At 76.0% G+C, this 26,235-nt stretch carries 27 protein-coding genes; 12 read left to right on the top strand and 15 right to left on the bottom strand.

Annotated elements, in window-relative coordinates; translation table 11 throughout:
- Window positions 1–64 precede the first annotated feature (64 nt).
- From ACI796_RS18660 to ACI796_RS18645, 4 genes are read left to right on the top strand one after another with little or no spacing between them, the layout of a single operon-like run.
- Window positions 65–1,003 (top strand): VOC family protein, encoded by a 939-nt coding sequence (locus ACI796_RS18660; protein ID WP_456942717.1) that lies wholly within the window; start codon window positions 65–67, stop codon window positions 1,001–1,003.
- Window positions 1,003–1,971: a fumarylacetoacetate hydrolase family protein gene (locus tag ACI796_RS18655; RefSeq protein ID WP_456942716.1), complete on the top strand. Its 969-nt coding sequence runs from the start codon at window positions 1,003–1,005 to the stop codon at window positions 1,969–1,971. Before ACI796_RS18660 ends, ACI796_RS18655 begins: the two co-directional genes overlap by 1 nt.
- Window positions 1,968–2,732, top strand: coding sequence for an SDR family NAD(P)-dependent oxidoreductase (locus tag ACI796_RS18650; protein WP_456942715.1), 765 nt, complete (start codon window positions 1,968–1,970; stop codon window positions 2,730–2,732). The genes ACI796_RS18655 and ACI796_RS18650 overlap by 4 nt, the downstream gene beginning before the upstream one ends.
- Before the next feature lie 11 nt (window positions 2,733–2,743).
- Window positions 2,744–3,931 (top strand): alpha/beta hydrolase family protein, encoded by a 1,188-nt coding sequence (locus ACI796_RS18645; protein WP_456942714.1) that lies wholly within the window; start codon window positions 2,744–2,746, stop codon window positions 3,929–3,931.
- 82 nt (window positions 3,932–4,013) lie between these two features.
- Here the strand turns inward: ACI796_RS18645 and ACI796_RS18640 are convergent, their stop codons facing one another.
- Both ACI796_RS18640 and ACI796_RS18635 read right to left on the bottom strand, forming a co-directional pair.
- Window positions 4,014–4,910 (bottom strand): dioxygenase family protein, encoded by an 897-nt coding sequence (locus tag ACI796_RS18640; RefSeq protein WP_456942713.1) that lies wholly within the window; start codon window positions 4,908–4,910, stop codon window positions 4,014–4,016.
- A 3-nt stretch (window positions 4,911–4,913) separates the two neighbouring features.
- Window positions 4,914–5,636: a GTP cyclohydrolase II gene (locus tag ACI796_RS18635; RefSeq protein WP_456942712.1), complete on the bottom strand. Its 723-nt coding sequence runs from the start codon at window positions 5,634–5,636 to the stop codon at window positions 4,914–4,916.
- An 88-nt stretch (window positions 5,637–5,724) separates the two neighbouring features.
- Between ACI796_RS18635 and ACI796_RS18630 the strand changes: the two genes are divergently transcribed.
- The gene (locus ACI796_RS18630; protein ID WP_456942711.1) at window positions 5,725–6,237 is read left to right on the top strand and encodes a MarR family winged helix-turn-helix transcriptional regulator; all 513 of its coding nucleotides are present in this window, start codon (window positions 5,725–5,727) and stop codon (window positions 6,235–6,237) included.
- Between the two features lie 97 nt (window positions 6,238–6,334).
- Complete coding sequence (locus ACI796_RS18625) at window positions 6,335–6,670, top strand: VOC family protein (protein ID WP_456942710.1); 336 nt, start codon at window positions 6,335–6,337, stop codon at window positions 6,668–6,670.
- 6 nt (window positions 6,671–6,676) lie between these two features.
- Here ACI796_RS18625 and ACI796_RS18620 read toward each other — a convergent pair whose 3' ends face one another.
- Both ACI796_RS18620 and mgrA read right to left on the bottom strand, forming a co-directional pair.
- Entirely contained in the window at window positions 6,677–7,237 is a 561-nt protein-coding gene (locus ACI796_RS18620) for a putative glycolipid-binding domain-containing protein (RefSeq protein ID WP_456942709.1), read from the bottom strand.
- A 31-nt stretch (window positions 7,238–7,268) separates the two neighbouring features.
- Window positions 7,269–8,300, bottom strand: a complete 1,032-nt coding sequence (gene mgrA / locus ACI796_RS18615; protein ID WP_456942708.1) for an L-glyceraldehyde 3-phosphate reductase — start codon at window positions 8,298–8,300, stop codon at window positions 7,269–7,271.
- A gap of 164 nt (window positions 8,301–8,464) precedes the next feature.
- On the opposite strand from mgrA, the gene ACI796_RS18610 reads away from it, so the two are divergent.
- From ACI796_RS18610 to ACI796_RS18600, 3 genes are read left to right on the top strand one after another with little or no spacing between them, the layout of a single operon-like run.
- A complete protein-coding gene (locus tag ACI796_RS18610) occupies window positions 8,465–9,280 on the top strand; it encodes an alpha/beta fold hydrolase (RefSeq protein ID WP_456942707.1) in 816 nt (271 codons plus the stop codon).
- Window positions 9,281–9,325: 45 nt separating this feature from the next.
- Window positions 9,326–10,114: an SDR family oxidoreductase gene (locus tag ACI796_RS18605; RefSeq protein WP_456942706.1), complete on the top strand. Its 789-nt coding sequence runs from the start codon at window positions 9,326–9,328 to the stop codon at window positions 10,112–10,114.
- Window positions 10,111–12,246 (top strand): phosphotransferase, encoded by a 2,136-nt coding sequence (locus ACI796_RS18600; protein WP_456942705.1) that lies wholly within the window; start codon window positions 10,111–10,113, stop codon window positions 12,244–12,246. Before ACI796_RS18605 ends, ACI796_RS18600 begins: the two co-directional genes overlap by 4 nt.
- On the opposite strand, the gene ACI796_RS18595 is transcribed toward ACI796_RS18600, so the two are convergent.
- The 7 genes from ACI796_RS18595 to ACI796_RS18565 all read right to left on the bottom strand — a co-directional run bounded on the left by ACI796_RS18595 (window position 12,231) and on the right by ACI796_RS18565 (window position 18,903).
- The gene (locus ACI796_RS18595; protein ID WP_456942704.1) at window positions 12,231–13,208 is read right to left on the bottom strand and encodes an NAD-dependent epimerase/dehydratase family protein; all 978 of its coding nucleotides are present in this window, start codon (window positions 13,206–13,208) and stop codon (window positions 12,231–12,233) included. The two genes, ACI796_RS18600 and ACI796_RS18595, sit on opposite strands and share 16 nt — an antisense overlap.
- Before the next feature lie 219 nt (window positions 13,209–13,427).
- On the bottom strand, window positions 13,428–15,398 hold the full coding sequence (locus tag ACI796_RS18590) for a DUF222 domain-containing protein (protein ID WP_456942703.1): 1,971 nt from the start codon (window positions 15,396–15,398) through the stop codon (window positions 13,428–13,430).
- 62 nt (window positions 15,399–15,460) lie between these two features.
- Entirely contained in the window at window positions 15,461–15,703 is a 243-nt protein-coding gene (locus ACI796_RS18585) for a hypothetical protein (RefSeq protein ID WP_456942702.1), read from the bottom strand.
- A complete protein-coding gene (locus ACI796_RS18580) occupies window positions 15,700–16,410 on the bottom strand; it encodes an ATP-dependent Clp protease proteolytic subunit (protein ID WP_456942701.1) in 711 nt (236 codons plus the stop codon). Before ACI796_RS18580 ends, ACI796_RS18585 begins: the two co-directional genes overlap by 4 nt.
- A 33-nt stretch (window positions 16,411–16,443) precedes the next feature.
- Window positions 16,444–17,298 carry an alpha/beta hydrolase fold domain-containing protein gene (locus ACI796_RS18575; RefSeq protein ID WP_456942741.1) on the bottom strand — a complete coding sequence of 285 codons (855 nt, stop codon included), beginning with the start codon at window positions 17,296–17,298 and terminating at the stop codon, window positions 16,444–16,446.
- Between the two features lie 8 nt (window positions 17,299–17,306).
- On the bottom strand, window positions 17,307–18,152 hold the full coding sequence (locus ACI796_RS18570) for an SDR family oxidoreductase (protein WP_456942700.1): 846 nt from the start codon (window positions 18,150–18,152) through the stop codon (window positions 17,307–17,309).
- A gap of 55 nt (window positions 18,153–18,207) precedes the next feature.
- The gene (locus ACI796_RS18565; RefSeq protein WP_456942699.1) at window positions 18,208–18,903 is read right to left on the bottom strand and encodes a SemiSWEET transporter; all 696 of its coding nucleotides are present in this window, start codon (window positions 18,901–18,903) and stop codon (window positions 18,208–18,210) included.
- A 238-nt stretch (window positions 18,904–19,141) separates the two neighbouring features.
- On the opposite strand from ACI796_RS18565, the gene ACI796_RS18560 reads away from it, so the two are divergent.
- Entirely contained in the window at window positions 19,142–19,618 is a 477-nt protein-coding gene (locus tag ACI796_RS18560) for a hypothetical protein (RefSeq protein ID WP_456942698.1), read from the top strand.
- 258 nt (window positions 19,619–19,876) lie between these two features.
- Window positions 19,877–20,089 carry a hypothetical protein gene (locus tag ACI796_RS18555; protein WP_456942697.1) on the top strand — a complete coding sequence of 71 codons (213 nt, stop codon included), beginning with the start codon at window positions 19,877–19,879 and terminating at the stop codon, window positions 20,087–20,089.
- On the opposite strand, the gene ACI796_RS18550 is transcribed toward ACI796_RS18555, so the two are convergent.
- Window positions 20,049–21,704 (bottom strand): MFS transporter, encoded by a 1,656-nt coding sequence (locus ACI796_RS18550; RefSeq protein ID WP_456942696.1) that lies wholly within the window; start codon window positions 21,702–21,704, stop codon window positions 20,049–20,051. The two genes, ACI796_RS18555 and ACI796_RS18550, sit on opposite strands and share 41 nt — an antisense overlap.
- Window positions 21,705–21,809: 105 nt before the next feature.
- On the opposite strand from ACI796_RS18550, the gene ACI796_RS18545 reads away from it, so the two are divergent.
- Window positions 21,810–22,796, top strand: a complete 987-nt coding sequence (locus ACI796_RS18545; RefSeq protein WP_456942695.1) for an ornithine cyclodeaminase family protein — start codon at window positions 21,810–21,812, stop codon at window positions 22,794–22,796.
- Between the two features lie 7 nt (window positions 22,797–22,803).
- Here ACI796_RS18545 and ACI796_RS18540 read toward each other — a convergent pair whose 3' ends face one another.
- From ACI796_RS18540 to ACI796_RS18530, 3 genes are read right to left on the bottom strand one after another with little or no spacing between them, the layout of a single operon-like run.
- Complete coding sequence (locus ACI796_RS18540) at window positions 22,804–23,265, bottom strand: hypothetical protein (protein ID WP_456942694.1); 462 nt, start codon at window positions 23,263–23,265, stop codon at window positions 22,804–22,806.
- Window positions 23,262–24,398 (bottom strand): flavin-containing monooxygenase, encoded by a 1,137-nt coding sequence (locus ACI796_RS18535; RefSeq protein ID WP_456942693.1) that lies wholly within the window; start codon window positions 24,396–24,398, stop codon window positions 23,262–23,264. Before ACI796_RS18535 ends, ACI796_RS18540 begins: the two co-directional genes overlap by 4 nt.
- Window positions 24,395–26,104, bottom strand: a complete 1,710-nt coding sequence (locus ACI796_RS18530; RefSeq protein WP_456942692.1) for a multicopper oxidase domain-containing protein — start codon at window positions 26,102–26,104, stop codon at window positions 24,395–24,397. Before ACI796_RS18530 ends, ACI796_RS18535 begins: the two co-directional genes overlap by 4 nt.
- Window positions 26,105–26,235: the final 131 nt, after the last annotated feature.

The raw sequence follows: 26,235 nt of genomic DNA, 5'->3' as shown, positions 1-26,235 counted from the left end.
TGCCCCCCACCGCTCGCACGCTCGCGGCGGGCCCCTGCAGGAGGGCCGACCCGAAGGGATCCCCATGACCCAGCGCCTGATCACCCACCTGCGGCACGTCGACCTGGCCGTGCCCGACCTCGCCAAGCAGCTCGACTTCTTCTCCGGCACCTGGGGGCTGAAGGCCGAGCACTCCGACTCGGGCCTGGTCTTCCTGGCCGCCGAGGGCAGCCCCGAGCAGTACGTCGTCCGGCTGCGCGAGGCGACCGACAAGCGGATCGACCTGATCAGCTTCGGCGCGGAGGACCGGGCCGACGTCGACACCCTCGCCGGCGACCTGGCCCGCGACGGCGTGCGGCTGGTGCACGAGCCGACCGACCTGCAGACCCCCGGCGGCGGCTACGGCTTCCGGTTCTTCGACAACGAGGGCCGCACCATCGAGGTCAGCTCCGACGTCGCCGTGCGGCAGCACCGCGCGATCGAGGAGGGCGAGTCGATCCCGGTGCGGCTGTCCCACGTGGTGGTCAACTCCGCCGACCCCGAGGGCACGCTGGCCTTCTACGAGAAGCACCTGGCGTTCTCGCTGTCGGACACCCTGATGCACCCGCGGATGGGCAACATGATGTGGTTCATGCGGACCAACGCCTGGCACCACTCGATGGCCATCGCCCGCGGCCCGCACGCCTCGCTGCACCACGCGTCGTTCGAGCTGCGCGGCCTCGACGAGTACATGCGCGGCACCGGCCGGCTGCTGCGCCAGGGCGTGGAGAAGATCTGGGGCCCCGGCCGCCACCTGGCCGGCAACAACACCTTCTCCTACTTCCTCGACCCGCACGGCAACACCGTCGAGTACACGACCGAGCTCGAGGTCCTCGACGAGGACACCTGGCACCCGCACGTCTACGACTTCAGCAACCCCGAGGTCAGCGACCAGTGGGGCACGGCGAACGCGATGAACGAGTTCGTCGCGAAGAAGTCGTTCAACGACCCCGACAAGGGTCTGTTCGTCGCTCCCCCGGTCTGATGCGGTTCGCCACCTGGGAGGACGGCGGGGTCGTCTCCGCCGGCGTCGTGGGCGAGCACGGGCTGCACGCCCTGCCGCCGGGCGTCACGGTCCTCGACCTCGTGCGCGCCGGGCTGCCCACCGCACTCGACGCCGGGCTGGCGGCGTTGTCGGCGCCGCCGGTCCCGGTGTCGGAGGTGCGGCTGCTGCCGCCGCTGCAGGCGCCGACCGTGCGCGACTTCGTCGCGTTCGAGGAGCACGTGGAGGGCGTCCGCAAGGCCATCGACGGCGTCGCCGGCGTGGTCGAGGAGTGGTACCAGGCGCCGACGTTCTACTTCACCAACCCGTACGCGCTCGTCGGCGCGCACGACGATGTCGCGGTCCCGCCGGGCTCGCAGCGGTTCGACTTCGAACTCGAGGTCGCCGTGGTGGTCGGGAGGGACGGCGCCTCGCTGACGCCGGAGGCCGCGCGCGAGCACGTGTTCGGCTACACGGTGCTCAACGACTGGTCGGCCCGCGACCTGCAGGCCCGCGAGATGAAGGTCAACCTGGGCCCGGCCAAGGGCAAGGACTCCGCGACGACGCTCGGCCCGTGGCTGGTCACCGCCGACGAGCTCGAGCCCCACCGCGACGACGAGGGCTTCCTGGCACTGGACATGCGGGTGTCGGTCAACGACGTCGAGATCGGCCAGGACCTGCTCTCGAACATGGGCTGGCCGTTCGAGGAGCTCGTCGCCTACGCCTCCCGCGGCACCGAGGTCCGGGCCGGCGACGTGCTCGGCTCGGGCACCTGCGGCAACGGCGGCTGCCTGGCCGAGCTGTGGGGCCGCCGCGGCGACGCCGCTCCCCCGCCGCTGCGGCCCGGCGACGTCGTGGAGATGACCGTCGAGGGCATCGGCACCATCCGCAACCGCGTCGTCGAGGGCATCGAGCTGCCGCCGGTCCGGGCCGCGCGGCCGCGCCCGCGCACCCGCGAGCGCCCGGCGTGAGCCTCGCGGGGCGGGTCGTCGTGGTGACCGGCGCGGCCCAGGGGCAGGGCGCGGCCGAGGCGCGGCTGCTGGCCGCCGAGGGCGCCGTCGTCGTGGCCACCGACGTGCAGGACGGCCCCGCCGAGGACCTCGGCGGGGCCGCCTACCGGCGGCTCGACGTCACCGACGCCGCCGGCTGGGCGGCGCTCGCTGACGACCTGCAGCGCGAGCACGGCCGCGTGCACGGGCTGGTCGCCAACGCCGGGATCACCTGGCGGGCGCGGCTGGCCGACCTCGACCCCGCCGACCTCGCCCGCGTCGGCGAGGTCAACGTCACCGGCACGCTGCTCGGCATCCAGGCGCTCACCCCGCTGATGACCGGCGGCGGCTCGGTGGTCGTCGTCGGCTCGGTGGCCGCGCTGACCGGGCACTACCCGGTCGCCTACACCGCGTCCAAGTGGGCGCTGCGCGGGCTGGCGAAGGCCGCGTGCCTGGAGCTCGGCCCGCGCGGCATCCGGGTCAACACGATCCACCCCGGCTACGTCGAGACGCCGATGACCGCCTCGGCGGCGCCGGCGTTCCGCGCCGCCAACGTCGCCGAGACCCCGCTCGGCCGCACCGGCACCGTCGACGAGGTGGCGCCGCTGGTCGCCTTCCTGCTCGGCGACGGCGCCTCGTTCATCACCGGCGCCGAGATCCCCGTCGACGGCGGGATGACCGCCCACGGCGGCGTGAAGTCGATCAGCGACGCCGTGTCTGCCGCGGCGCCGGCCGCATCCTGAGAGGAACCACCGTGTTCGAGTACTTCCCCACCGGCCCCTACACCTGGAACCTCGGCGTCGTCGCCACGCTGAACTCCGGCGGGCTCATCGACGAGGTCGACCGCGCCTGCCGGCCGATCAAGGACGCCGCGAACGCCGGCGAGGACGCCGGGACCCCGGATTTCCTGCGCGCCTGGACCGCGCTGACCGACCAGCTCGTCGGCCAGGCCGAGGAGGCGGAGAAGGCCGGGCACGTGCGCACCGCCGGGCAGCTGTGGTCCCGCGCGTCGAACTACCTGGCGCAGGCCGAGCGGATGCTCGCCCACTCCGACCCCAACCGGGTGCCCACCTACCGGCGGATGCTGGAGATCGCGCAGAAGGCGTTCGACACCCACAGCCCGCGCGTCACCCGGGTCGCCGTCCCCTACGAGGGCACGACGCTGCCGGCCTACTTCTCGCAGGCGCCGGCGGCCGACGACGGCCCGGTGCCGGTGGTCGTCCTGGTCAACGGGCTGGACTCCACCAAGGAGCACATGTACGCCTCCAACCACTGGGAGGAGCTGGCCGCCCGCGGCATCTCCTGCCTGATGCTCGACCAGCCCGGCACCGGCGAGGCGCTGCGGCTGCAGGGGCTGACGGCGCGGGTGGACACCGAGGCCTGGGCCGGCGCCGCCGTCGACTGGCTGGAGCAGCGGGACGACGTCGACGCCTCCCGGATCGGCATCGTCGGCTGGTCGCTGGGCGGCTACTACGCCCCGCGGGCGGCGGCGTTCGAGAAGCGGTTCGCCCTGTGCGTGGCGTGGGGCGCCAACCACGACTGGGGCGCGGTGCAGCGCCGTCGCCGGCAGCGCGAGGGCGAGCGGCCGGTGCCGCACTACTGGGAGCACGTGCTGTGGGTGTGGGGCCAGCCCGGCGACGAGAACGACCTCGACGCCTTCCTCGACTTCGCCGACCAGGTGAACCTCGAGGGCGTGGTCGAGCGGATCACCGTGCCGTTCCTCGTCGCGCACGGCGCCGACGACCGGCAGATCCCGCTGGAGATGGCGCACCGCAGCTACGAGCGGGCGGTCAACTCGCCCAAGCGGGAGCTGCGGGTGTTCACCCCCGAGGAGGGCGCCACCGAGCACATCGGCCTGGACCACCTGCCGTTCGTGAGCACGTTCATCGCCGACTGGGTCGCCGACACGTTCGCCGAGCTGGCGCACCAGCAGCGGTCCTGACCCGCCGGGCGCCCGAGTGGTCAGTGGTCGGGGCCTCGGCCGCCCATGACCCTGTCAGCCGACCACTCGGGACGACGCGCGGTCAGGCCACCTGGAACGAGCGCTTCGCGAGGCCGATGAAGAAGCCGTCGATCGCGGTGGTGACGCCGGCGGTCGGGTCGGTCGCGGCGCCGAGGGTGACGAACAGCGGCGTGAAGTGCTCGACCGTCGGGTGGGCGTAGCGCAGGCCGGGCGCCCGCAGCCGGAACCGCGCGAGCTCCTCGACGTCGCCCCGGTCGAGCGCGTCGGCGGCCCAGGCGTCGAAGTCCGCCGACCAGCCGGGGACCGCGCCGCCGAGCATCTCCGGGGTCAGGTACGGCAGGCCGTGGGTCATGAACCCCGACCCGACGACGAGCACGCCCTGCTCGCGCAGCGGCCGCAGCCGCTCCCCCAGCGCCAGCAGCGTCGCCGTGTCGTGCGTGGGCAGGCTCAGCTGCAGCACCGGGACGTCGGCCTCCGGGTACATGACCTTCAGCGGCACCCAGGCACCGTGGTCCAGGCCGCGACCACGGTGCTCGTACACGTGCGCCGTCTCCGGCAGGACGGCGAGCAGCTGCCGGGCCAGGTCGCCGGACCCCGGGGTGTCGTAGCGCATCCGCGAGTACATCGGGTCGAACCCGCCGAAGTCGTAGACGAGCTCGGTGGGCACCGTGCTGGTGATGCCGAGGGAGTCCGACTCCCAGTGCGCACTCACGACGAGCACCGCCCGCGGCCGGGGCAGCGCGCGGGCCCAGGCGGCCAGCTCGCGCATCCACGCGGCGTCCTCGAACAGCGGCGGCGCGCCGTGGCTCAGGTACAGCGCCGGCAGCGGGCCGTCGTCCGGCGTCCACGGCCGGTGCTCCCCGAGGCCGGCGACGTGCCGCAGGTGCGCGGCGAACGGGTGCCGGGGGTCGACGAGGGCGTCGGCCGCGGCGGTGGTCGGTGTGGAGGTGGAGGTCATCGGTCAGCCCGCCAGCGGGAGGTCGCGGGTGGGCAGGTCGAGGCTGTGCAGGTCGAGGGTGTGCAGGTCGAGGGTGTGCTGGGTGTGGTCGCGCTTGACGGCGAGGTATCGGGCGTTGGCCGCCGACAGGTGGACGCCGGTGGGCACCCGCTCGGTCACCGCGACGCCGAGCAGCTCCAGCTGGGCGGCCTTGTCGGGGTTGTTCGACAGCAGCCGGACCCGGTCGGCACCGAGCGCCTGCAGCATCTGCGCGGCGGCGGTGTAGTCGCGCTCGTCCTCGCCGCGGCCCAGCGCGCGGTTGGCCTCGTAGGTGTCCAGGCCGGCGTCCTGCAGCGCGTAGGCGTCGAGCTTGGCGTACAGGCCGATGCCGCGGCCCTCCTGGCGCAGGTAGAGCAGGAAGCCGCCCTCGTCCGCGATCCGCTCGGCCGCCTCGCGCAGCTGCGGGCCGCAGTCGCAGCGTTCGGAGCCGAACACGTCGCCGGTGAGGCACTCGCTGTGCGGGCGGACCAGGGGCGCCGGCCCGCCGGCCGCCGAGCGGGCCAGCGCGCCGCGCCAGTTCCCCAGTCCCAGCAGCAGGTGCTCGCGGCCGTCGGCCAGCCCGTCGAAGGTCACCACCTCGGCCGTCGTGGCGTACCCGTCGGCGAAGCGCAGGGGCACGGTCACCCGGGTGCGCACCGTCGCCGAGGGGACCGGGGACACCAGGTCCGGGTCGAGGGAGAGGGTCACTGCGGCCTCCACGTCACTTGTACCTACAACCGACGACCCTAGTCCCCATTGGTTGAAGCGACAAGCACCGGAGTGGGACGATGTCGTCGTGGAACCCCGGTGGCTGGACGACGACGAGATGCGGGCGTGGCTGCGCCTGGTCGCCGTCGTGGAGCTGCTGCCCGGCGTCCTCGACGGCCAGCTCCGCCGCGACGCCGGGCTGACCCACTTCGACTACCACGTGCTCGCCATGCTCTCCGAGGCGCCGGAGCGCACGCTGCGCATGACCGAGCTGGCCACCCGCACCACCGCCACGCTCCCCCGGCTGTCGCACGTCGTGCGGCGGCTGGAGGAGCGTGGCCTGGTCGAGCGGGCGCCGTGCCCCTACGACGGGCGGGCCACCAACGCCCGGCTCACCGACGCCGGGTGGGCCAAGGTGCGCGAGACCGCGCCGGGGCACCTGGCCACGGTGCGCGAGCACGTCATCGACGCGCTGACGCCGGAGCAGGTCGGCCAGCTCGCCGACGTCGCCGGGGCGCTGCTGGAGCGGCTCGACCCGGACGGCCGCCTGGCCACGGGCCTGGCGGCGGCGGAGGCGCGCGGCCGGGACCGGGGCGACTGATCCAGGACCGATGAGTCCGCGGCCGCCGGACGGTCTCCCCTGGGGAACGCACCGACCCGCCGCGGCCCGGCCCGCGGCCCGACCCCGGGAGGTCCCCGTGCGCGCCACCAGCGTGCTCGCCCAGGCCACCGTCGCCGACCTCGACCGCGCCGAGCGCTGGTACGCCACGCTGTTCGGCCGCGACCCGGACGGCCGCCCCATGGACGGCCTGCTCGAGTGGCACCTCACCGACTCGGCCGGCGTGCAGGTGTGGCGCGAGCCCGACCGCAGCGGCCGCTCGACGATGGTGATCGGCGCCGCCGACCTCGACGCCACCGCGCGGGACCTCACCGCCGCGGGCGTCGCGCACGACGGCCCCGAGCCGGGGGGCGGCAGCCGCGTCGTGCGGCTGACCGACCCCGACGGCAACCGCGTCGTCCTGACCGGCGCCTGAGCGCGGTCAGCCGGCGACGCGCGTGGCCATGCCGGTGTAGTCGACGACCAGGCCGTCGTCGTCGACGGTGAGCTCGAAGGCGCCGTGCGCGTCGTCGGAGTACCGCCACCGCCGCGCGCCCAGCCGGCGGTAGGTCTGGTCGACCCGGGTCACCCCGAGCGCCGGCACGTCGACCCAGGCCACCGGCGTGGTGACCTCCTCCCCCACGGCGAGGTCCGCCAGCCGGCGGATGGGGAGGGTGTTGCTGAGCGGGGTCGCGGCGACGTCGACGTCGACGCAGCCGTCGAGCCCCGGTTCCCGCGCGCCGTCCCGCGACCACCGGCGGTCGCCGTCGGCGGTGAGCACCAGGTGCCGCTCCCCCTCCGCCGACACCGCCGACGCCTCGACCGCGCGGGTCGCCCACGCGTCGTCGACGTCGACCCGGAACGAGCAGGCGAGCAGCGTCTCCGGTCCCGCCAGCACCTCGGTGCCGGCGAACCGCCAGCCGCCGTCCCGCCGCTCGACGCGGGCCAGGCTGTGCCCGGTGTCCTCGTCGGTCCGCCGCCACGCCACCACCCGGGTGTCCATGCGCGGAGGCTAGGCGCGGCCGCCGACGGTCTCAGGCGGTGCGGGCGCCCTCCCACAGGTCGATGCCGGCGTCGACGGCGTGCCGGTCGATGCGGGCGAGCTCCTCGTCGCTGAAGTCCAGCCGCTCGAGCGCGCCGACGTTCTGCTCCAGCTGGGCGACGCTGCTGGCGCCGATGAGCACGCTGGTCACCCGCGGGTCGCGCAGCGCCCAGGCCAGCGCCATCTGCGCCAGCGACTGACCGCGCTCGGCGGCCAGGTCGCCCAGCGCGCGGACGTGCGTGATCGCCTCGTCGGTGAGCAGGTCCGGCGACAGCGACTTGCCCTGGCTGGCCCGCGAGCCCTCGGGGATGCCGCCGAGGTACTTGTCGGTGAGCATCCCCTGCGCCAGCGGGGAGAACGCGATGCAGCCGGCGCCGACGTCGGCGAGGGTGTCGAGCAGGCCCTCGGTCTCGATCCAGCGGTTGAGCATCGAGTAGCTCGGCTGGTGGATCAGCAGCGGCGTGCCGAGGTCGGCGAGGATCGCGGCGGCCTTCGCGGTGTCCTCCGGCGAGTACGAGGAGATGCCGGCGTAGAGCGCCCTCCCCGACCGGACGGCGGTGTCCAGCGCCCCCATCGTCTCCTCGAGCGGCGTCGTCGGGTCCGGCCGGTGCGAGTAGAAGACGTCGACGTAGTCCACGCCCATGCGCTGCAGGGACTGGTCGAGGCTGGCGAGCACGTACTTCCGGGAGCCGCCGCCCTGTCCGTAGGGGCCGGGCCACATGTCCCAGCCGGCCTTGGTGGAGAGCACCAGCTCGTCGCGGTAGGGGCGGAAGTCGTCGCGCAGGTGGCGGCCGAAGTTGGTCTCGGCGCTGCCGTAGGGCGGGCCGTAGTTGTTGGCCAGGTCGAAGTGCGTGATGCCCAGGTCGAAGGCGCGGCGGAGGATGGCGCGCTGCCGGTCCAGCGGCACGTCGTCGCCGAAGTTGTGCCACAGCCCCAGGCTGATCGCCGGGAGGTCCAGGCCGCTGCGGCCGGTCCGGCGGTAGGTCATCGAGTCGTAGCGGCCCTCGGCTGCGGCATACGTCATGACGACGATCCTGCCCGGCCCGGGGGTGACCGAACCGGGCGCCCCGGGTGACGCAGCGCCGTCCCCTCCCCGGGGCGCGGACGGGATGCCGCTGCGCCGGGGCGACGGCGGGGAAGATCACCGGAGCGGGGGCCCCGTCCGTCCGACCGGAGGGAGGGGCAGCGATGCCCTTCTTCGACGGCTCCCGAGGCCGCATCTTCCACGACGCCTGGCTCCCCGAGGGGGAGGTCCGCGCCGTCGTCGTCTTCTGCCACGGCGGCTTCGGCGAGCACCTGGGCCTCTACGACGCCCTCGGCCGGCGGCTGGCCGCGGACGGCGTCGCGGTGCACGCCCTGGACGCCCTCGGCCACGGGCGCAGCGAGGGCGAGCGCGACCTCATGCCGTCGTGGGACGTGTACGTCGACGACGCGCGCACCCTCGCGGGGATCGCGCAGGCCCGGCACCCCGGCCGGCCACTGGTGCTCCAGGGCCACTCCGGTGGCGGCGTGGCCGCGCTGCTGCTGGCCCAGCGGTCCCCCGAGCTGGCGCAGGCCCTGGTCGTGTCCGCGCCACCGGCCCAGTGCCTGCCCTGGGTCGAGGCCCTGATGGCCCAGGAGGTCGACGACGTCGAGGACCCCGACCCCGCCACGATGTTCAGCACCCGTCCCGAGTACCTGGACGCGCTGCTGCACGACCCGCTGGTCCACCGGGGTCCCGTCCCCCGGCAGACCATCGAGGCGGTGGAGGCCGCCTGGCCCGCGGTGGAGGCGGGGGTCGCCGAGGGGCGGCCGTCGATCCCGACGCTGTTCCTGCACGGCGAGGCCGACCCCATGGTCCCCGTCGCGCACTCGCGCGCCCTGGTCGCGCGGCTGCCGCGGGCGACGCTGCGCACCTTCCCCGGCGACCTGCACGACGTCCTCAACGAGCACGACCGCGACGCCGTGCACGACGTCGTCGCCGGGTTCGTGCTCGCCCAGCTGCACTCCACCGTCCGGACCTGAGCCCCCGGGCACCGGGCCGGGACCGGCCGGATCTAGCGTGCCCGGGTGCCCTCGTCCTCCCCCGGTTCCCCGTCCTCCCCCACGGCCCGCTCGGGCGGGGTCGTCCTGATCACCGGGGCGAGCTCCGGGCTCGGCGCGGAGATGGCGCGCCAGTTCGCCGCCCGCGGCTGGGACCTCGCGCTGTGCGCCCGCCGGACCGACCGGCTGGACGCCCTCGCGGACGAGATCCGGACGGCGACCGGCCGGCGGGTGGAGACGGCGGCGCTCGACGTCACCGACGCCGACGCCGTGCCCGCGGTGTTCCGCCGCTTCGACGAGGCGTTCGGCGGGTTCGACCGGGTGGTCGTCAACGCGGGCCTGGGCAAGGGCGCCCCGCTCGGGACCGGCCGCGCCGACGCCAACCGCGAGACGGCGATGACCAACTTCGTCGGCGCGCTGGCCCAGTGCGAGGCGGCGCTGGAGGTGTTCCGCCGGCAGCGCCGCGGCCACCTGGTGCTCGTCTCGTCGATGTCCGCGCTGCGGGGGATGCGCAGGAGCATGACCACCTACGCGGCCACCAAGGCCGGCGTCGCGGCGCTCGCCGAGGGGCTGCGCTCCGAGCGCATCCCCGGCGTCGACGTGTCCGTGGTCTACCCCGGCTACATCCGGTCGGAGATGAACGAGCACGTGCAGCAGGCCACCCGGTTCATGGTCGACACCGAGACCGGCGTGCGGGCGATGGTCGAGGCGATCGAGGCGCGGAAGGCCAGGGCGTACGTGCCGGCCTGGCCGTGGGTGCCGATCGGCGTCGCGATGCGGGTGCTGCCGCTCTCCGTGGTGCGGCGGCTGTCGTGAGCTCCGTCGCCGACGGTGCCCGCCCCGTCCGCGCCGAGGACGCCTTCGACGTCGCCGCCGTCGCCGCCTGGCTGGCCGCGCACGCCGACCCCGCGCGGGCCGGCGTCGACCTGTCCGCCGTCCCCGAGGTGCGGCAGTTCGCGGGCGGCGTCTCCAACCTGACCTACCTGCTGCGCTACCCCGACGGCGACCTGGTGCTGCGCCGCCCGCCGCGCGGGGAGCACACCGCCACCGCGCACGACGTCGCCCGCGAGTACCGCGTCCAGGACGCGCTGGGCCGGGTCCTCCCCCACGTGCCGCGCACCGTCGCGCTGTGCGAGGACACCGCCGTCGTCGGGACGCCGTTCTCCGTCGTCCGCCGGGTCGAGGGGCCGATCCCCCGCCGCTCGCTGCCGCCGGGCGTGGACCTCGACCGGGAGCAGGTCGCGCGGCTGTGCCGCAACGTCGTCGACCTGCTGGTCGACCTGCACGCGGTGGACGTCGAGGCCGCCGGGCTGGCCGACCTCGACCGCGGCCCCGGCTACGTGCGCCGCCAGGTGGAGAACTGGACGAAGCGCTACGCGCGGGCCCGCACGCGGGACGTGCCCGCCTTCACCCGGGTGACCGCGTGGCTGGCCGAGCACCAGCCCTCCGACCGGCCGCACACGCTGGTGCACAACGACTTCCGGTTCGACAACGTCGTCCTCGACCCCACCGACCCCACCCGCCCGGCCGGCCTCCTCGACTGGGAGCTGGCCACCGTCGGCGACCCCCTCGTGGACCTGGCGGGCGCGCTCGGCTACTGGATCCAGGCCGACGACGGCCCGCTGGTGCGCCGGTTCAGCCGCCAGCCCACGACGCTGCCCGGGATGATGACCCGCGAGCAGGTCGTCGCGTACTACAGCGCGCGGACCGGGCAGCGGGTCAGCAACGCCGAGTGGGCCTGGTACGAGGTGTTCGGCCTGTTCCGCGTCGCGGTCATCGCCCAGCAGGTGTGGGCGCGCTACCGGGCGGGGCAGACGACCAACCCGGCGTTCCGCTCCTTCGGCCTCGCCGTCCGGCTGCTCGAGCGGCGCTGCCTGGCGGTGGTCCGCCGGGCCGGCCGGCTCACCCCCGACCGCGCCGCGGCACAGGTCGGCAGCCCGCTGCTCACCCGCCGCCGCATCCGGCCGCGCCGCTGGACCCCGCCGGCGTTCGCCGACCCCGGGCCGACCGCGCCGTTCCGCGTCGCCCGCCGGCTGCCGACCGGCGACTCCGGCCCCGAGGACGTGCTGTTCGACGACGCCGGCCTGGTGGTCACCGGGCTGCGGGACGGCAGCGTCGTGCGGATCGACCCGGTCAGCGGCGAGCGGACGCTGGTCGGCCGCACCGGCGGCCGCCCGCTCGGGGTGGAGCCGTGCGCCGACGGCAGCGTGCTCGTCTGCGACCACGACCGCGGGCTGCTGCGGATGTTCCCCGACGGCGGCGTCGAGGTGCTGGTCTCCGAGGTCGACGGGGAGCCGGTGACGTTCGCGAGCAACGTCGTCGCGGCGCCGGACGGCACGGTGTGGTTCACGACGTCGACCGGCCGGTGGGACGTCGAGCACCACCTCGGGGACATGTTCGAGCACTCGGCCACCGGGCGGCTGGTGCGGCGGGACCCCGACGGCACGGTGACCACGGTGCTGTCCGGGCTCGGCTTCGCCAACGGGCTGGTTGGGGCACCCGACGGCTCGCACCTGCTGGTGGCCGAGACGGCCCGCTACCGGGTGCTGCGGCACTGGCTCACCGGCCCGCGGGCGGGGACCACCGAGCCGCTGGTGGAGAACCTGCCCGGGTTCCCCGACAACGCCTCGCTCGGCAGCGACGGGCTGGTGTGGGTGGCGATCGCCGCGCCGCGCAACGCGCTGCTGGACCGGCTGCTGCCGCTGCCGGGCGTGCTGCGGCTGCTGCTGTGGAACGTGCCCGAGCGGGTGCGGCCGGAGGCCACGCCGATCGCCTGGGTGATGGCTTTCGACCCGGCCGACGGGCGCCGGGTGCACGACCTGCGCGCCACCGACGCCGGCTACGGCTTCGTCACCGCGGTCGCCGAGCGCGACGGCACGCTGGTGGCGTCGGGCCTCCACGAGGACGACGTCGTGGTGCTGGAGCCCCCCGGTCAGCGGACGGTGTAGGGGCCGGTCGGGACGGCGTGGTAGCCCTTCGCGCCGACCGTCCGCGCCAGCTCGCTGCGCGGCGGGCGCCCGGCGGCCAGCAGGTCCAGCGCCCGGCGGAAGTCGTACTCCGGCGTCCAGCCGAGGTCGGCGCGGGCGGCGGCGTTGACGTACACCCGGTCGATCGACGGGAACAGCCGCCAGCCCAGCCGCTCGTACAGCGCGGGGGCGTCGGGGAACAGCCGTTCGACGACGGCCGGGGCGTCGGTGCGCAGCTGCGCCAGGTCGTCCCGGCCGAACGGCGTGGTGGCGCTGACGACGTAGCGGCCGAACCCGAGCGCCGGCGCCCGGTCGAGGGCGGCGCGGTGCGCGGAGACGACGTCGGCGAGGTCCACCCGCCGGTACAGCAGCTCGTTGACCTTGACGTTGTCGTCGGGGTAGGCGGTGCGGACGTCGTCGCTGTCGTCGCCCTCGGGGAAGAAGCGCGAGGTCCGCAGGACGACGACGGGCAGGCCGGTGTCGCGGGCGACGAGCTCGCAGAGGTCCTCGGCGGCGACCTTGGTGGCGCCGTAGACGTTGCGCACCCGCGGCGGCACCGCCTCGGTGACCCACGCGGCGGGCTCGCCGGGCGCGGGGGTCAGCGCGCGGCCGAAGGCGCTGGTCGTGCTGGTGACCACCACGCGGCCGACGCCGGCGGCCGCCGCCTCCTCGAGGACGGCGAGGGTGCCGGTGACGTTGGTGTCGACGAACGCCTGCCGGCCGTGCGTGCCGACGTGCGGCTTGTGCAGCGTGGCGGTGTGCAGCACCGCGTCGGCGCCGGCGAGGGCGTCCCGGACGGCAGCGCGGTCGGTGACGGAGGCGACGACGTCGGTCCACGGGGAGGGCAGCAGGTCCAGTCCGGCGACGTCGTCACCGGCGTCGCGCAGGACGCGGACCAGCGCCTCCCCCAGGTGGCCGGAGCTGCCGGTGACGAGGACACGCACGCCCGCCACCCTGGCACGTCGCCGACCGGTCCCCGGGACGCGGACGGCCGCCCGGTCCTGGTGGACCGGGCGGCCGGATCGTGCAGCGCCGGCCCGACAGCCGCCTCTCGGCGAGTGGCCGCTCGCAGCGGCGGGAGGTGAGGCCCGGGGGCGTGGACCGGACCGGCACCCTCTCCAACACACCCGGGTGCCATGACGTTCCCCGCCAGCCGGCCTCGTTCAGTAGGGCGGTGGGGTGGTGACGGCGGTGAGGCCGGTGGGGGTGGTGACGGTGAGCGTGCCGTCGGCGGCCAGGTGGTGGCGCCAGCCCTGTGCCTGGTGCTTGCCGCGGTGGTGGCCGGCGCAGTAGCCGGCCAGGTTCTCGGCCGCGGTCGGTCCGGCCGGCCAGGGGATCGCGTGGTCGAGGTGGCCGGTGCGTCGGCGGCAGCCGGGGAAGCGGCAGCGCCGGTCCCGCGCCCGGCCGTACCGGTCCAGCGCCGCGTCGGGGTGGTAGCCGGCGCTCGGGCCGGGCACGGTCAGCCCGGCGCCGGCCGCGTCCGCGCGGTGCAGGGCGGGCAGGTGGGTGAGGGTGAGCAGCGCGCCGGTGAGCGCGTCGGTGAGCACCAGCCGGGGCCGGTCGGCCGGCCCGCCGCCGCCGGCGGTGCGCCGCAGCAGCCCGGCCAGCGCCTCCCTAGCGGTGTCGGTGGCGGCGGCCAGCGCGACGAGCGCGTCACCGGCGGCGGTGATCCGCCCGGCGGAGCTGTCGGCCCCGGCGGTCTCGTCGGCGGTGTCGGCGTGCTCGGCGGTGGCCACCATCCGGGCGGCGTGCCCGAGCACCCGCTGGGCGGTGAGCAGCGCGGTACCGCCGTCGTCCACGGCGCGGTCGGCGCGCGCCCACCAGCCCTCGGACACGGCTGTGTCCGGTGTCAAGTCGGGCGGAGCGGGTTCTTCCGGCGGGAGCGCGAGGCCTGGGGGCGGTTCCTCGTCGACGGGGCACGACACCGGCCGGTCGTCGAACTCCCCGGCCAGCACCCGGGCCTCCATCCGGTCCCACCAGGCGGACAGCTCGGCGGCCTCGGCCTCGTAGTGGGCGATGTCGGCTGCGGTGAGGCCGAGCAGCGGCCAGTCGTCGGCCTCGGTGGCGAAGTCGCCCGGTTCGGTGCCGACCGGCGTGGACCCGGCCGTCGAGGTGTCGGTCGTCGGGCTGTCGGCAACGGGGTCATCGGCCGCTGCCGTGCCGGTGGGGGCGGTGTCGATGGCCGCCGTGTCGGCGGGATCGCCAGGAACCGCGGAGACCAGCGGGGCGCCGGTGAGCGCGGCCAGCAGGGCGCGGACCACCTCCGCCGGCACCACCTGCCCGTCGATCTCGCACGGCTGGTCCCCGCCCAGCAGCGCCCCGAGCGGAGCGACCACATCGAGCGTCACCTGCACCGGCGGCAGACCGCTCTCCCCGGGCCGCAGCACCAGGTCCAGCAGGCAGTCGGCCATCTGCTGCCCGCGGGTGCGCCCGTCATCCGGGAGCGCGTCGGCGTACGCGCCCAGCGCCTTCACCAGGGCCGCCGCCTCCGGCGTGGTCAGCAGCGCGGACACCACGCTCATCCCGTCCACCCGGTCGGGCCGGGCGGACACCCCCCGCTCCCGCACCGCCCTGGCCAGCCGATCCGCGGCGGTGCGGGCGTCGCGGTTGAGCACCTCGCGGCGGGCCTTGTCGCCCAGCTGCGCCGGCGTGGTCACCCGCCCCGCCGCCCACGCCAGCAGGTCGGCCTCCAGCCCGGCCCGCAGCGCGTCGTCGGCGATCGGCGCCACCTTGTCCAGCAGCGGCCACAGGTGCCCGGGGTGCAGCGCACCGGCCTCCAGCGCCGCCAGCGTCCGTGGCAGCCGGTGCACCAGCGTCAGCGAGCGCTCCAGCAGCGCCTGCGCCGCCTCGCTCGACAGCGCCAGCGCCACCGCGAGCTCCTGCGTGGCCCACTCGCTCACCGGCCGCAGCGCGTCCGGGCGAGCGGCCCAGCGTTCGGCGGACATGGCGCCACGTTCGCCCTGCTGTCGGTCGGCCGACGCCGGCCGGGACGCGGCGAACGCCGCCACCGCTCGCGCCCGCAGCGCCGTCTGCCGGGCGATCTCCCGGTCCGCGGCCTGCACCGCCCCCAGCGGCCCGGACGACAGCCCGACCGGCGGCGCCACCGGCACCGGAGCGGTCAGCACGTCGTCCACGTGATCGATCATAGGTTCGAACAAAGCTGAGCGGCAAGCCCTGTGGGCGAGAGAAGTGCAGGTCAGACGGCTGTACGCCGGTCCGCCCCGGCCTCCGACCGTGCCTCCGCGCGGGGTCCGGGCGACAGCAGCGCCGCACGGGCGGCGAGGACGGCGGAGCGCTCGGCGAGGGCTGCCGCGCGGGCGGCCATCCGGCGGGCGCGGCGTCGTCGGGTCGCGGCGGCGACCCGGCGGTGGTGCCGCACCGACCGCCGGAGCTCGGCCGCGCGGGCGTCGTCGAGGGTCGCGGTGAGCCAGTCGGTCACGACTCGCCCCACCCCGTGGGGACCAGCGCCGGGCCGGGCAGCGCCGCGGCCGAGGCGACGACGTGGTCGACCAGCCCGTAGGCCACGGCCTCCTGGGCGGTGAACCAGCGGTCCCGGTCGGAGTCCCGCTCGATCTGCTCGACGCTCTGCCCGGTGTGCAGCGCCTGCAGTTCGTCGAGGTCCCGCTTCAGCCGGCGCAGGGCCTCGGCCTGGACGGCGACGTCGGACTGCGTGCCGCCGAGCCCGCCCGAGGGCTGGTGCACGAGGATCCGGGTGTGCGGCAGGGTGAACCGCTTGCCCGGCGTGCCGGCGGTCAGCAGGAACTGCCCCATCGAGGCCGCCGTCCCGAACGCGTAGGTGGCGACGTCGCAGCCGATCGCCTGCATCGTGTCGAAGACGGCCATCCCGGCGGTCACCGAGCCGCCGGGTGAGTTGACGTAGAGGTGCACGTCGCGGCGCGGGTCGTCGGCCGCGAGCAGCAGCATCTGCGCGCACAGTCGGTTGGCGACGTCGTCGTCCACCTCGCTGCCGAGCACGACGATGCGCTCGCGCAGCAGGCGGTCGGCGACGGCGTCGTGCAACGACGGGGAGCCGGTCGGGGTCTGCACGGTCGGGACCTCCTGGGCCGCCGGGATCGGACGGCCGCAGTCAATCGGGGACGCGGCAGGAATGCGCCCCCGAAAGGACCCCTTTCGCCATTCGCGCAATTGTTCGGCTGTCGGCAGAACGGCGCGGGCGGGTCAGTCCCGGGCCACCGCCGCGACGACCTCCCGCGCCCCGGCCCGGCCCTCGGGGGTCGGCGTCAACGGGTAGACGTGGACGGCGCCCGGGCGGACCGTCACGTCCACCTGCGCCCCCTCGGCGGCGGCCCGGTCCCGCAGGCGCACCACGTCGGGGTGGAGCAGGTCGCGGGTGCCGATCCAGACCCCCACCGGTGGGAGCCCCGCGAGCGGGCCGTGCACCGGGCTGAGCCGCGAGTCGGCCGGGTCGTCGCCGCCGGCCCACGCGCGGCCGGCCTCGGCCAGACCGGCGCTGGACAACCAGGGGTCCCGGGCCTCGGCCGCGGCCACGCCGGGGCCGGTGAGCGCGAGGTCCAGCCACGGCGCGATCAGCGCCAGCCGCCGCGGCTGCGGCAGGCCGCTGCCGAGCAGCGTCTGGGCGAAGCCGAGGGCCAGCCCGCCGCCCGCGGAGTCACCGGCGAGGACGACGTCGTCGCCGAGGTCGCGGTACACGGCGTCGAGCAGGCGGTACGCGTCGCAGTAGGTGGACCGCGGCGCGAGGCCGTAGTCGGGCACCACCACCCGGACGCCGGCGTCGGCCAGCCGCCCGACCAGCGCCCAGTGCTGCGGCGCCATCCCGGCGACGTAGGCGCCGCCGTGCAGGTAGAGGGCGACCCGACCGGACCCGCCGCCGCACGGGGCCACCGTGTGCACCTCGCGGTCCTCGACGAGCCGGGTGGCCACCTCGTGCCGCCGGCGCAGCACGTCGGGCAGCGGGGCGGGCGCGCCGGGGTCGGCCATCCGCTGCCGGGCGCGCTCGGCGGTCGCCATCCGCGGCTTGGCGGTCAGCCGCAGGTAACCGGCCACCGCACGCATCGCCAGGCTCACGCGGTGGCCCGCAGCAGCTGCTCGAAGGCGGTGGCCGGGGAGCCGGTCAGGTCGGGGACGGCGCTGCTCACGGCGGCCATCTCACCAGCCGCGATCGCGGTGTACGTCGACACCCAGGCCTCGACCTGCCAGCGGGGGGCGCCGTAGGAGGCGCGCGAGGCGAAGGCCTCCTCGACGGTCTCCGCGTGGTAGCGGACCGGGCGGCCGGTGACGGCGGTGATCGTCTCCGCGACCTCGGTCAGCGTCAGCGCCTCCGGCCCGGTGAGGTCGAAGGTGCGCCCGGCGTGCGCGGCGGGGTCGCGGAGGACGGCGACCGCGGCGTCGGCGACGTCGTCCTGGGCGACCGCGGCGACCCGCCCGTCGCCGGCCGGGCCGCGGATCACGCCGTCCTCCCCCACCAGCCGGGGCAGGAAGTCGGCGTAGAGCGCGTCGCGCAGGAACGTGGACCGCAGCCCGCGGGCGCGGACGTGCTCCTCGGTGGCCCAGTGGTCGCGGGCGAGGGTGAAGGTCGCGTCCGGGGCGGCGCCCTGGAACGACAGGTAGACCAGGTGCCGCACGCCGGCGGCCGCGGCGGCGTCGACGAAGGCGCGGTGCTGGTCGACCCGGTCGGCGGACTCCGACGCCGACACCATGAACACCGTCTCCACGCCGTCCAGCGCGCGGCGGACCGCGCCGCCGTCGGCGTAGGGGGCGACGACGGCGGTCGCGCCCGGCAGCTGCGGCGCGCGGGACGGGTCGCGGACCAGCAGGCGCTGCGCGACACCGGCGGCGGACAGCCGGCGGGCGACCCGGCCCCCGAGCTGTCCGGTGGCGCCGGTGACGGCGACGGGGATCGGGCTCACCGCGACTCCTCGGGGTCGGTGCGGACGTCACCCGATCCTCGCCCGGGCGCCGTCCTCAGGCCGCGGCGGCCAGCACCGGGCGCGGCTCGGCCGGGCGGACCGGGCGGCGGACGGGGAACGGGACGACCGGCGCGGGCGTCCGCCGGGACTCGAGCACCGCGCAGGTGACGAGGGCGCACCCGAGCCCGACCGCGGCCGACAGCGCGATGGCCGGCTGTCCCACCGCGAGGCCGTAGCCGGTCCAGGCGGCGCAGGACGCGGCGCCGAGCCACCACCGCACCGGCGAGAGCCCGGAGACGTCCTGGGTGCGGTCGCGCAGCAGGCCCAGCGGCTGCGGCACCGCGGCGGCGGCGCCGACGACCGCGGCCACGGAGGCGAGGACGGCGGCGGCCGCGGCCGGCGCGGCGCCGAGGTCCACCGCGAGCACGCTGCCGCCGGCGAGGGCGGCCAGCCCGGCGGCGCCGGAGGCGGTGCGGGCCAGCACCCGCGGGGTGCGCAGCGCCGGCTGGGTGAGCAGCAGGGCGGCGAGCACCGCGACGTTGCCCGCGCCGACGACGGCGTTGGTGACCACCTGGGCCGGGTCGTGCGCCAGCAGGCCGAAGGTCAGCCAGGCCAGGTTCAGCGCGACGGCCAGCCAGGTCCCCGTGGGCGAGAGGCCCCGGGTGCGGCCGTGCCGGCACGAGAGCCAGACCTGGGGCCAGACGACGGCGATGCTGAGGGTGGACGCGACGGTGCCGAGGACGGCGGGCATGGTGGTGCGGGGATCCGTTCGGGAGGACGAGCGAGGGGCGCGGCCACCGGCCGGGAGACGGCGCTCCACCGGGCCGGGTCCCTCGTCACTGAGCGGATCCACGGGTGACCGCAGGTGTCATCGGCGCCCGCCGTCGGGAACGGAACCCGACCGGCCGTGATCCTCCTGTGACCTCCCTCGCCCCCGAGCGGCCCTTCGGCCCTGCCCCGGGGCCGCCGGTCGCGGGACCGTCGGTCCCATGCGCCAGCAGCTGCGTCCCGTCCGGGCCGGGGTGGCCGCGGTCCTCGGCGTCGTCCTGCTCGCCTCGTGCTCCGGCGACGACGGCGGCTCGGGCGACGGCGGGGACTCCGCGGCCGACACCCCGGCGACCAGCTCCCCCGCGGAGGACACGGCAGCCGGGGAGGACTTCTGCACCCGGGCCGCCGACCTCGACCAGCGGGTGGAGGACGCCCTCGCGGAGACCGAGGGCGACGCCTCGCTCCCCGACGTCCTCCGTCAGATCGGGGCCGAGATGCGCGACGTCGACGCTCCGGACGCGATCGCCGCCGACTGGGAGGCGTTGCAGGCGGGCCTGGACCGGGTGGCCGACGCGACGGCCGACCTCGACCTCACCGACGGGGACTCGGTCGCCGCGCTCGAGGAGGCCGGGCGCGGCCTGGACACCGCGAGCGACAACGTCGAGACCTACCTGCGCGACGAGTGCGGGATCGGCTGACCCGCCGCGATCGGTGCAGCGGGGACGAGCGGGACCGCGCGCGAGGCCCCGGCGCAGTCGGGGCAGGACGGGCGGTGTGACGGGCCACGGCCCGCACCGTGGGCACGGCACCGGCACTCCCCGCCGGCATCCCCCGTCCGGGGTGCACCGGCATCCGCGCGGCGGAGTGTGCGTGCACCCGGCCCCGGGTGGGTAGAGCGCCGCACGGACGCCCGGGGAACCCACTCCCGGCACAGCCGATCCGCAGGAGGAGGCGACGTGTCGCTCCCTCGTCCCCAGGTCCCCGACGTCGACCGCCGCATCGCGGTCGCCTACCAGGAGCTCGGCACCGCCCGAGACGGGTTCCGCACCTCCCCGAGTGGCGAGGGCTTCACGTCGTGCCAGGCGGCCCAGCAGGCGCTCGACGACCTGCTCGACCTCCGGCTCACCCTCACCGCCGCACTCGAACGGACGGTGCCGACCGCGGCCTGAGGCCCGGACCGCCGGGCACCTGGCGCGCCGCCGGCGCTTCCCCCGGTGACGCGGCGTCGGCACGGTAGGCGGCGAGCAGCCGCCGCTCCTCGTCCCGCCGCGGGAACCGGGTGGCGACCAGCAACGCTCCGAGCAGCACGGCGACGATCCCGGCCACGTAGGCCCACTGGTCGCCCTGCAGGAACGCGGTCCGGGCCGCGGCCGCGATCTGGTCGGCCTGCGCGGGGTACCGCTGCGCGGTGTCGACGGCGCTGGAGAACGACTTGGTCAGCTCGGCCTGCACGCTGCTGGTGACGTCCTCCCCCGACGACGCGATCGCCGCGCCGGCGGCCGACGCGTAGCCGGCGGTCAGCAGGGCCCCGAAGACCGACTGCATGACCGCGCCGCCGAGGTCGCGCTGCAGGTCCGCGGTGCCCGACGCCATGCCCACCCGGCGCACCGGCACCGACCCGGTCAGCGAGTGCGACGCCGGCGTCCCGGCCAGTCCCACGCCGATGCCGACGAGGGCGTAGCCGAGCCCGACCCGCCAGTACCCGGCGCTCTCGGTCCACAGCAGCAGCATCGCCAGGAAGCCGAGCAGCACGAACGCGTAGCCGGCGAGCAGCGTGAACCGCGCGCCGCGGGCCTCGACGATCGCCGCGGAGCGCGGCGCGACCAGCACCATCAGCGCCGCGGCGGGCAGGATCGCGAGGCCCGCCTCGACGGTCGAGTAGCCCAGGACGTTCTGCAGGTACTGCTGGCCGACGAACATCGCGCCCATCAGCGAGCCGAACACGATCACGCCCGCGCAGGCGGCCACCCAGAAGGTCGGCCGCGCGGCCACCCCCAGGTCGTAGAGCGGCTCGCGGGCGCGGCGCTGGCGGACGGCGAAGGCGACCAGGGCGAGCAGCGCGACGGCGGCGAGGACCAGGGTCAGGGTCGTCCGGTCCGGCACCGGCGCGAAGTTGATCGAGAGGATCAGCGAGCCCACGAGCACCAGGGAGAGCAGCCCGCCCCAGTTGTCGACCCCGCCGGTCGACTCGTTGACGTGCGAGGGCACGGACACCCAGGCCAGGACGAGGGCCAGCGCGGCCAGCGGCAGGGTCAGCAGGAACACCGAGCCCCACCAGAACTGCTCGAGCACCAACCCGGAGCAGACCGGGCCGAGCGCGGCGATCGCCCCGCCGAGGCCGGACCACAGGGCGATCGCCTTCGTCCGGCCGGGTCCGGCCCACAGCGCGGTGATCAGCGCCAGCGTCGTCGGGTAGGCCATCCCGGCCGCGAGGCCGCCGCCCACGCGGGCGAGGAACAGCACGGTGTCGCTCGGCGCGTACGCCGCCAGCAGCGACATCGGGACGGCGAGCACCGTGCCGCCGAGCAGCATGAGCTTGCGGCCGTACCGGTCCCCCAGCGCGCCCAGCCACAGCACCGAGCAGGCCAGGCCCAGGGAGTAGCCGACCGCGATCAGGTCCAGCGCCGTCTGACCGGAGTCGAAGCTCCGCCCGATGTCCGGCAGCGCCACGTTCGCCACCGACAGGTTCAGGTTCGCGACCGCGGCGACGAGGACCAGCGCCGTGAGGACCAGCCCGGCCCGCGGGGGCGCGGTCCCCACCGTCCGCTCCGGGGCGACGACCACGGCCGCAGACTCCCCCCGCGGCACGCCCCCGGGCATCGTCCCGGCCGGACGACCGGCGCGCGGGGGCGTTGACCCCCGTCGAGGACGGCGCGGACCATCTCCGGGGTGCTGGTGCTCGGTGCCGACGAGGTGACCCGGCTCCTCGACGTGGACGTGCTGATCGACGCGCTCGCCCCTGCGATGGCCGACCTCAGCGCCGGGCGCGCCTCGGTCCCCGAGCGCAGCGGGACGCTGGTCCCCCAGGTGGACGGCCGGCTGTTCGGGATGGCGGCGTACGTCCCCTCGCAGGGGGCGCTGGTGACCAAGCTGGTCACGCTCTTCCCGCGCAACGCCGGCACCGCGCTGCCCACGCACCAGGCGGTGGTCGTCGTCTTCGACCCGGCGACGGGTGAACCGGTCGCCCTGCTCGACGGGACGGTGATCACCGCGGTCCGCACCGGGGCGTGCTCGGCCCTCTCGGTGCGGCTGCTCGCGCGCGGGGACGCGTCGGTGCTCGCGCTCCTCGGCACCGGGGTGCAGGCGCGCTCCCACGCGCGGGCGGTGGTGCGCGTGCGCCCGGTCCGGGAGGTCCGGGTCGCCGGTCGCTCCCTGCCGAGGAGCGAGGTCCTGGCCGCGGAGCTGCGCGAGGAACTCGGCGTCGAGGTGCGCGCGGTGCGCACGTACGAGGAGGCGGTGCGCGGCGCCGCCGTCGTCTGCGCCACGACCCAGCCCGCCACGCCGGTGGTCCGGCGGGAGTGGCTGGATCCCGGCACCCACGTGACCTCGGTGGGCTGGTCCGCCTCCGGCCGGGAGGTGGACGACGCCACCGTCGCCGAGGCGCTGGTCTGCGTCGAGTCCCGGCGCCTGGCGCTGGCGTCCGCCACGGCCGCGGGCAGCGCCGACCTGACCGAGCCGCTCCAGCACGGTCTCATCGCCGAGGACGACGTCGTCGAACTCGGCGAGGTCGTCGCCGGCTCGCGGCCGGGACGCACGTCGCCGGACCAGCTCACGCTCTACAAGTCCGTGGGCGTCGCGGTGCAGGACGCGACGGCGGCGACGCTGGTGCTGGCCGCCGCGCGCGCGGCCGGGGCCGGCCGCGAGCTGACGGCCTGACGGACGCTCACCACCCGAGCTGGACGTCGGCCACGATCCCGACGGCGATGAGCGCGGCGGCCACGACGTCGACGGCGGCGCAGAACGGCGGCCACCAGCGCGTGTTGGCCACGAACCCGGTGCGCTGCTGCCAGAGGTCCTTCAGCCCGTGCCCGGCCAGGCCGGCCACGAGCAGCCAGGCCGAGCCGGTCACCCCCGCCGCGGCCACGACGACGAAGACGCCGGCGACGACGGTCTCGACGGCGATCACCCTGCCCCGCCCGTCGGCCACGCTGAACCCGATGTAGACCGCGGCGATCAGGGCGATCCCCAGCGCGTAGACGGTGGACTCGTCGAGCCACGGGAAGGCCAGCGGGGAGGCGGCCTGCAGGCAGCCCCAGACCACGCCCCAGACGATCGGTGTGCGCAGGCCGTGCGCGCCGCGGGCTGCCGCGCCGTGGAGCTCCGGAGCCCGTCCGGAGGCGGTCACGTCGACCTCCCCGGCGGTCGGTCCCGGACGCGGCGCGGAGCCGCCTGCGCCTCGGGTGCACCGCGCGGCGCGGGTACGTGGGCGCCGAGCCTCGCGGCGGCGTCGGCCACGTACGCGGCGTCCTCGGCGACGAAGCCCAGCAGCGCCGAGCCGCGGGTGTGCTGCCAGGACAGGCCGAGGACGTACAGCCCGGGGACGTCGGTGATCCCGCGGGTGTGGACCACGCGGCCGTCGCGCAGCACGCCCGGGACGTCGATCCACGAGTGGTCGGGCCGGTAGCCGGTGGCCCAGACGACGACACCCACCTCCCCGGTGGTGCCGTCGGCGAACCGCACGGTGCGGCCGGCGGCGTCGGCCAGCCGCGGCCGGAAGCGGACGCCGGCCCGCTGCAGGCCGCGCCGGCTGGTGCCGATGAGGAACTCGCCGCGGGACTGCATCCGGCGGCCGAGCCGGGAGCCGGCGGTCACCTGCAGCAGGCGCAGCCGGGTCAGCCACCAGAACAGGTCGCGGCCGAGCAGCCGCTGCGGCAGCGCCGTGTACGTCGCGCCGACCGACAGCTCGACCGGCCGGGTCCGGGCCAGCTCCTCGGCGATCTGGAAGCCGGAGTTGCCGCCGCCGACGACCAGCACGGGCCCCTCGGGCAGGGCGTCGGGGCTGCGGTAGCCGGAGCTGTGCACCTGGGTCACCGACCCGTCCAGCCCGGCGGCCAGCGGCGGGACGAACGGGGTCTGGAACGGTCCGGTGGCCACGACGACCTGCCGGGCGCTGTACATCCTCCCGGCGGCGTCGAGCCGGAACCCGCCGTCGGTGCGCTGCAGCCCGGTGACGCGCGCGTCCAGCTGCACGGGCAGGTCGAAGGCGGCGGCGTAGTCGCGCAGGTAGTCGGCCACCGCTTCCTTGCCCGGGTAGGTGCCGGCCGGCGCCGGGAACGGCAGCCCGGGCAGCGCGTCGTGCTCGGCCGGGGTGAACAGCCGCAGCGACTCCCAGCGCGTGCGCCAGCTGTGCCCGAGTTCCGCCGCCGCCTCCAGGACCAGGAAGCGCAGCCCCCGCTCGCGCAGGTACCAGGCGGCGGCCAGGTCGGCCTGCCCACCGCCGACCACGACCACGTCGTACGGCTCGGCGGGGGCGGTCACGACGTCACCGCCCGGTCGACGGTGAAGCTGAACACCATCCCGGCGTGCATGTGCTCGGCGATGTGGCAGTGCGCCATCCACAGGCCGGGGTTGGTGACGTCGAGCAGGACGTCGACGGTCTGCCCGGTCGGGATGAGCACGGTGTCCTTCCAGACGAGGTTCGGCCCGGGCGCCCCGTCCCGGGCGAGGACGAGGAAGCGGCCGGCGCCGTGCACGTGGAACGGGTGGTGCATCGGGTGGTCGGAGTCCATCTCGTTGACCAGCCGGATCTTGACCCGCTGTCCGACGGTGAAGTGCCAGTGGACGGGGAGCCCCTCGCGGCCGGGAGCGCGGTCCAGCAGCTTCCAGCGCATCGTCTCCGTGGTGGTGGCCCGGCTCGTCTCGGCCATCTCGTCCTCCCACTCGATCCCGTCGGTGGTGGCGGGACCGTGGTGGTGGGCGTGCCCGTGCCCGGCGTCGTGGCCCGTGTCGTGGCCCGTGTCGTGGCCCGTGTCGTGGCCCGTGTCCTGGCCCGTGTCCTGGCCCATCGTGTGGCCGGCGCGGCCCGTGTCGTGGCCTGAGGCGCCCCCGGCCGGGGCGGTCGCCATCAGCTTCATGCCGCACTTCGGGCAGCGTCCGGGGTCGTCGCCGACCACCTCGGGGTGCATCGGGCAGGCGTAGGTCACCGGGCCGGCCGCCGGGGCCGCAGCCGGGTCGTCCATCTCGGCGACGATGGCGAGGACCTCGTCCGGCGGCGCGGCCAACCAGGCGTCGAGCTGCCGGCGCTCGGCCACCAGCTCCGGTGCGCTGCGCAGCACCTCGAACCGGTCGGCCGGCGGTGGCTCGGCGACCTCGTCGGTGACGGTGATCGCCGCCAGCCGGTGGGTCCGGTCCGGAGTGCGGTGCTCCAGCGCGAACTCGCCCGGCCGGTCGAACAGCACGTCGACGACGGCCCGTTCCGACGGGGCCAGCACCACGTCGGGGACGAACTCCTCGTGCTCCACCCGGCCGCCGTCGCCGCCGACGAGCTTCATCCGGGCGCCGGGCACGGTCACCCGGAAGACGCGGCTGTTGGCGGTGTCGGTCAGCCACAAGCGGACGACCTCGCCGGTCCGCGCGGTGAACGCCGGGGCGGTCTCGCCGCCGGTGAGCATCACGTTGCCGTAGCGGCCCATCGCCGCGTGATCGGTCTCGGTGCGGCTGAACGGGGCGATCACGCCGTCCTCGAGCAGCAGGTCGTCGAGGGTCAGCACCAGGTCGCGGTGCGCCGGCGGCCAGTAGTCCGGCTCGGCCGGCTCGACCAGGATGCTGCCGTAGAGGCCCAGTTCCTGGGTGACGTCCTCGCGGACGTGCGGGTGGTACCAGTACAGGCCCGGGTCGGGGAACTGGATGCGGTAGGTGAACTCCCCGCCGGGCGGGATCGGCGCCTGCGTCTCGTGCGGCACGCCGTCGTAGCGGTTCTCCAGGCGCAGCCCGTGCCAGTGCACGGTGGTGTCGAGGTCGGTGCCGTTGGTGACGTGCACGACGATCTCCGAGCCCTGCCGGACCTTGAGCGTGGGACCGGGGATCGAGCCGTTGTAGCCGAGCATCCGCACCGTGGTGTCGCCCAGTCGCTTGGCGACCGGGGCGGGGTGCAGCGACAGCTCGTCGCCGTCGCCCAGTTCGAGCACCTCGGGCTGCGTGGCCTCCGGCAGGCCGGTGAGGTCGGTGGAGAAGAAGGTATCCACGGGACGTCCTCCTGTCGGTGAGCGAGGAGTCTCAGCTCCGGGTGCCGCCGGAAGCGGGAGGTGGTCCGGACGAGTCCGCGGCGCCGCGCGCACCGGCGCGGGCGGGCTCGGCGACGTGCTCCGCGGTCATG

It is taken from the genome of Geodermatophilus sp. SYSU D00525 (assembly GCF_054050475.1).
This window is presented reverse-complemented; position numbering and strand designations above follow the sequence as displayed.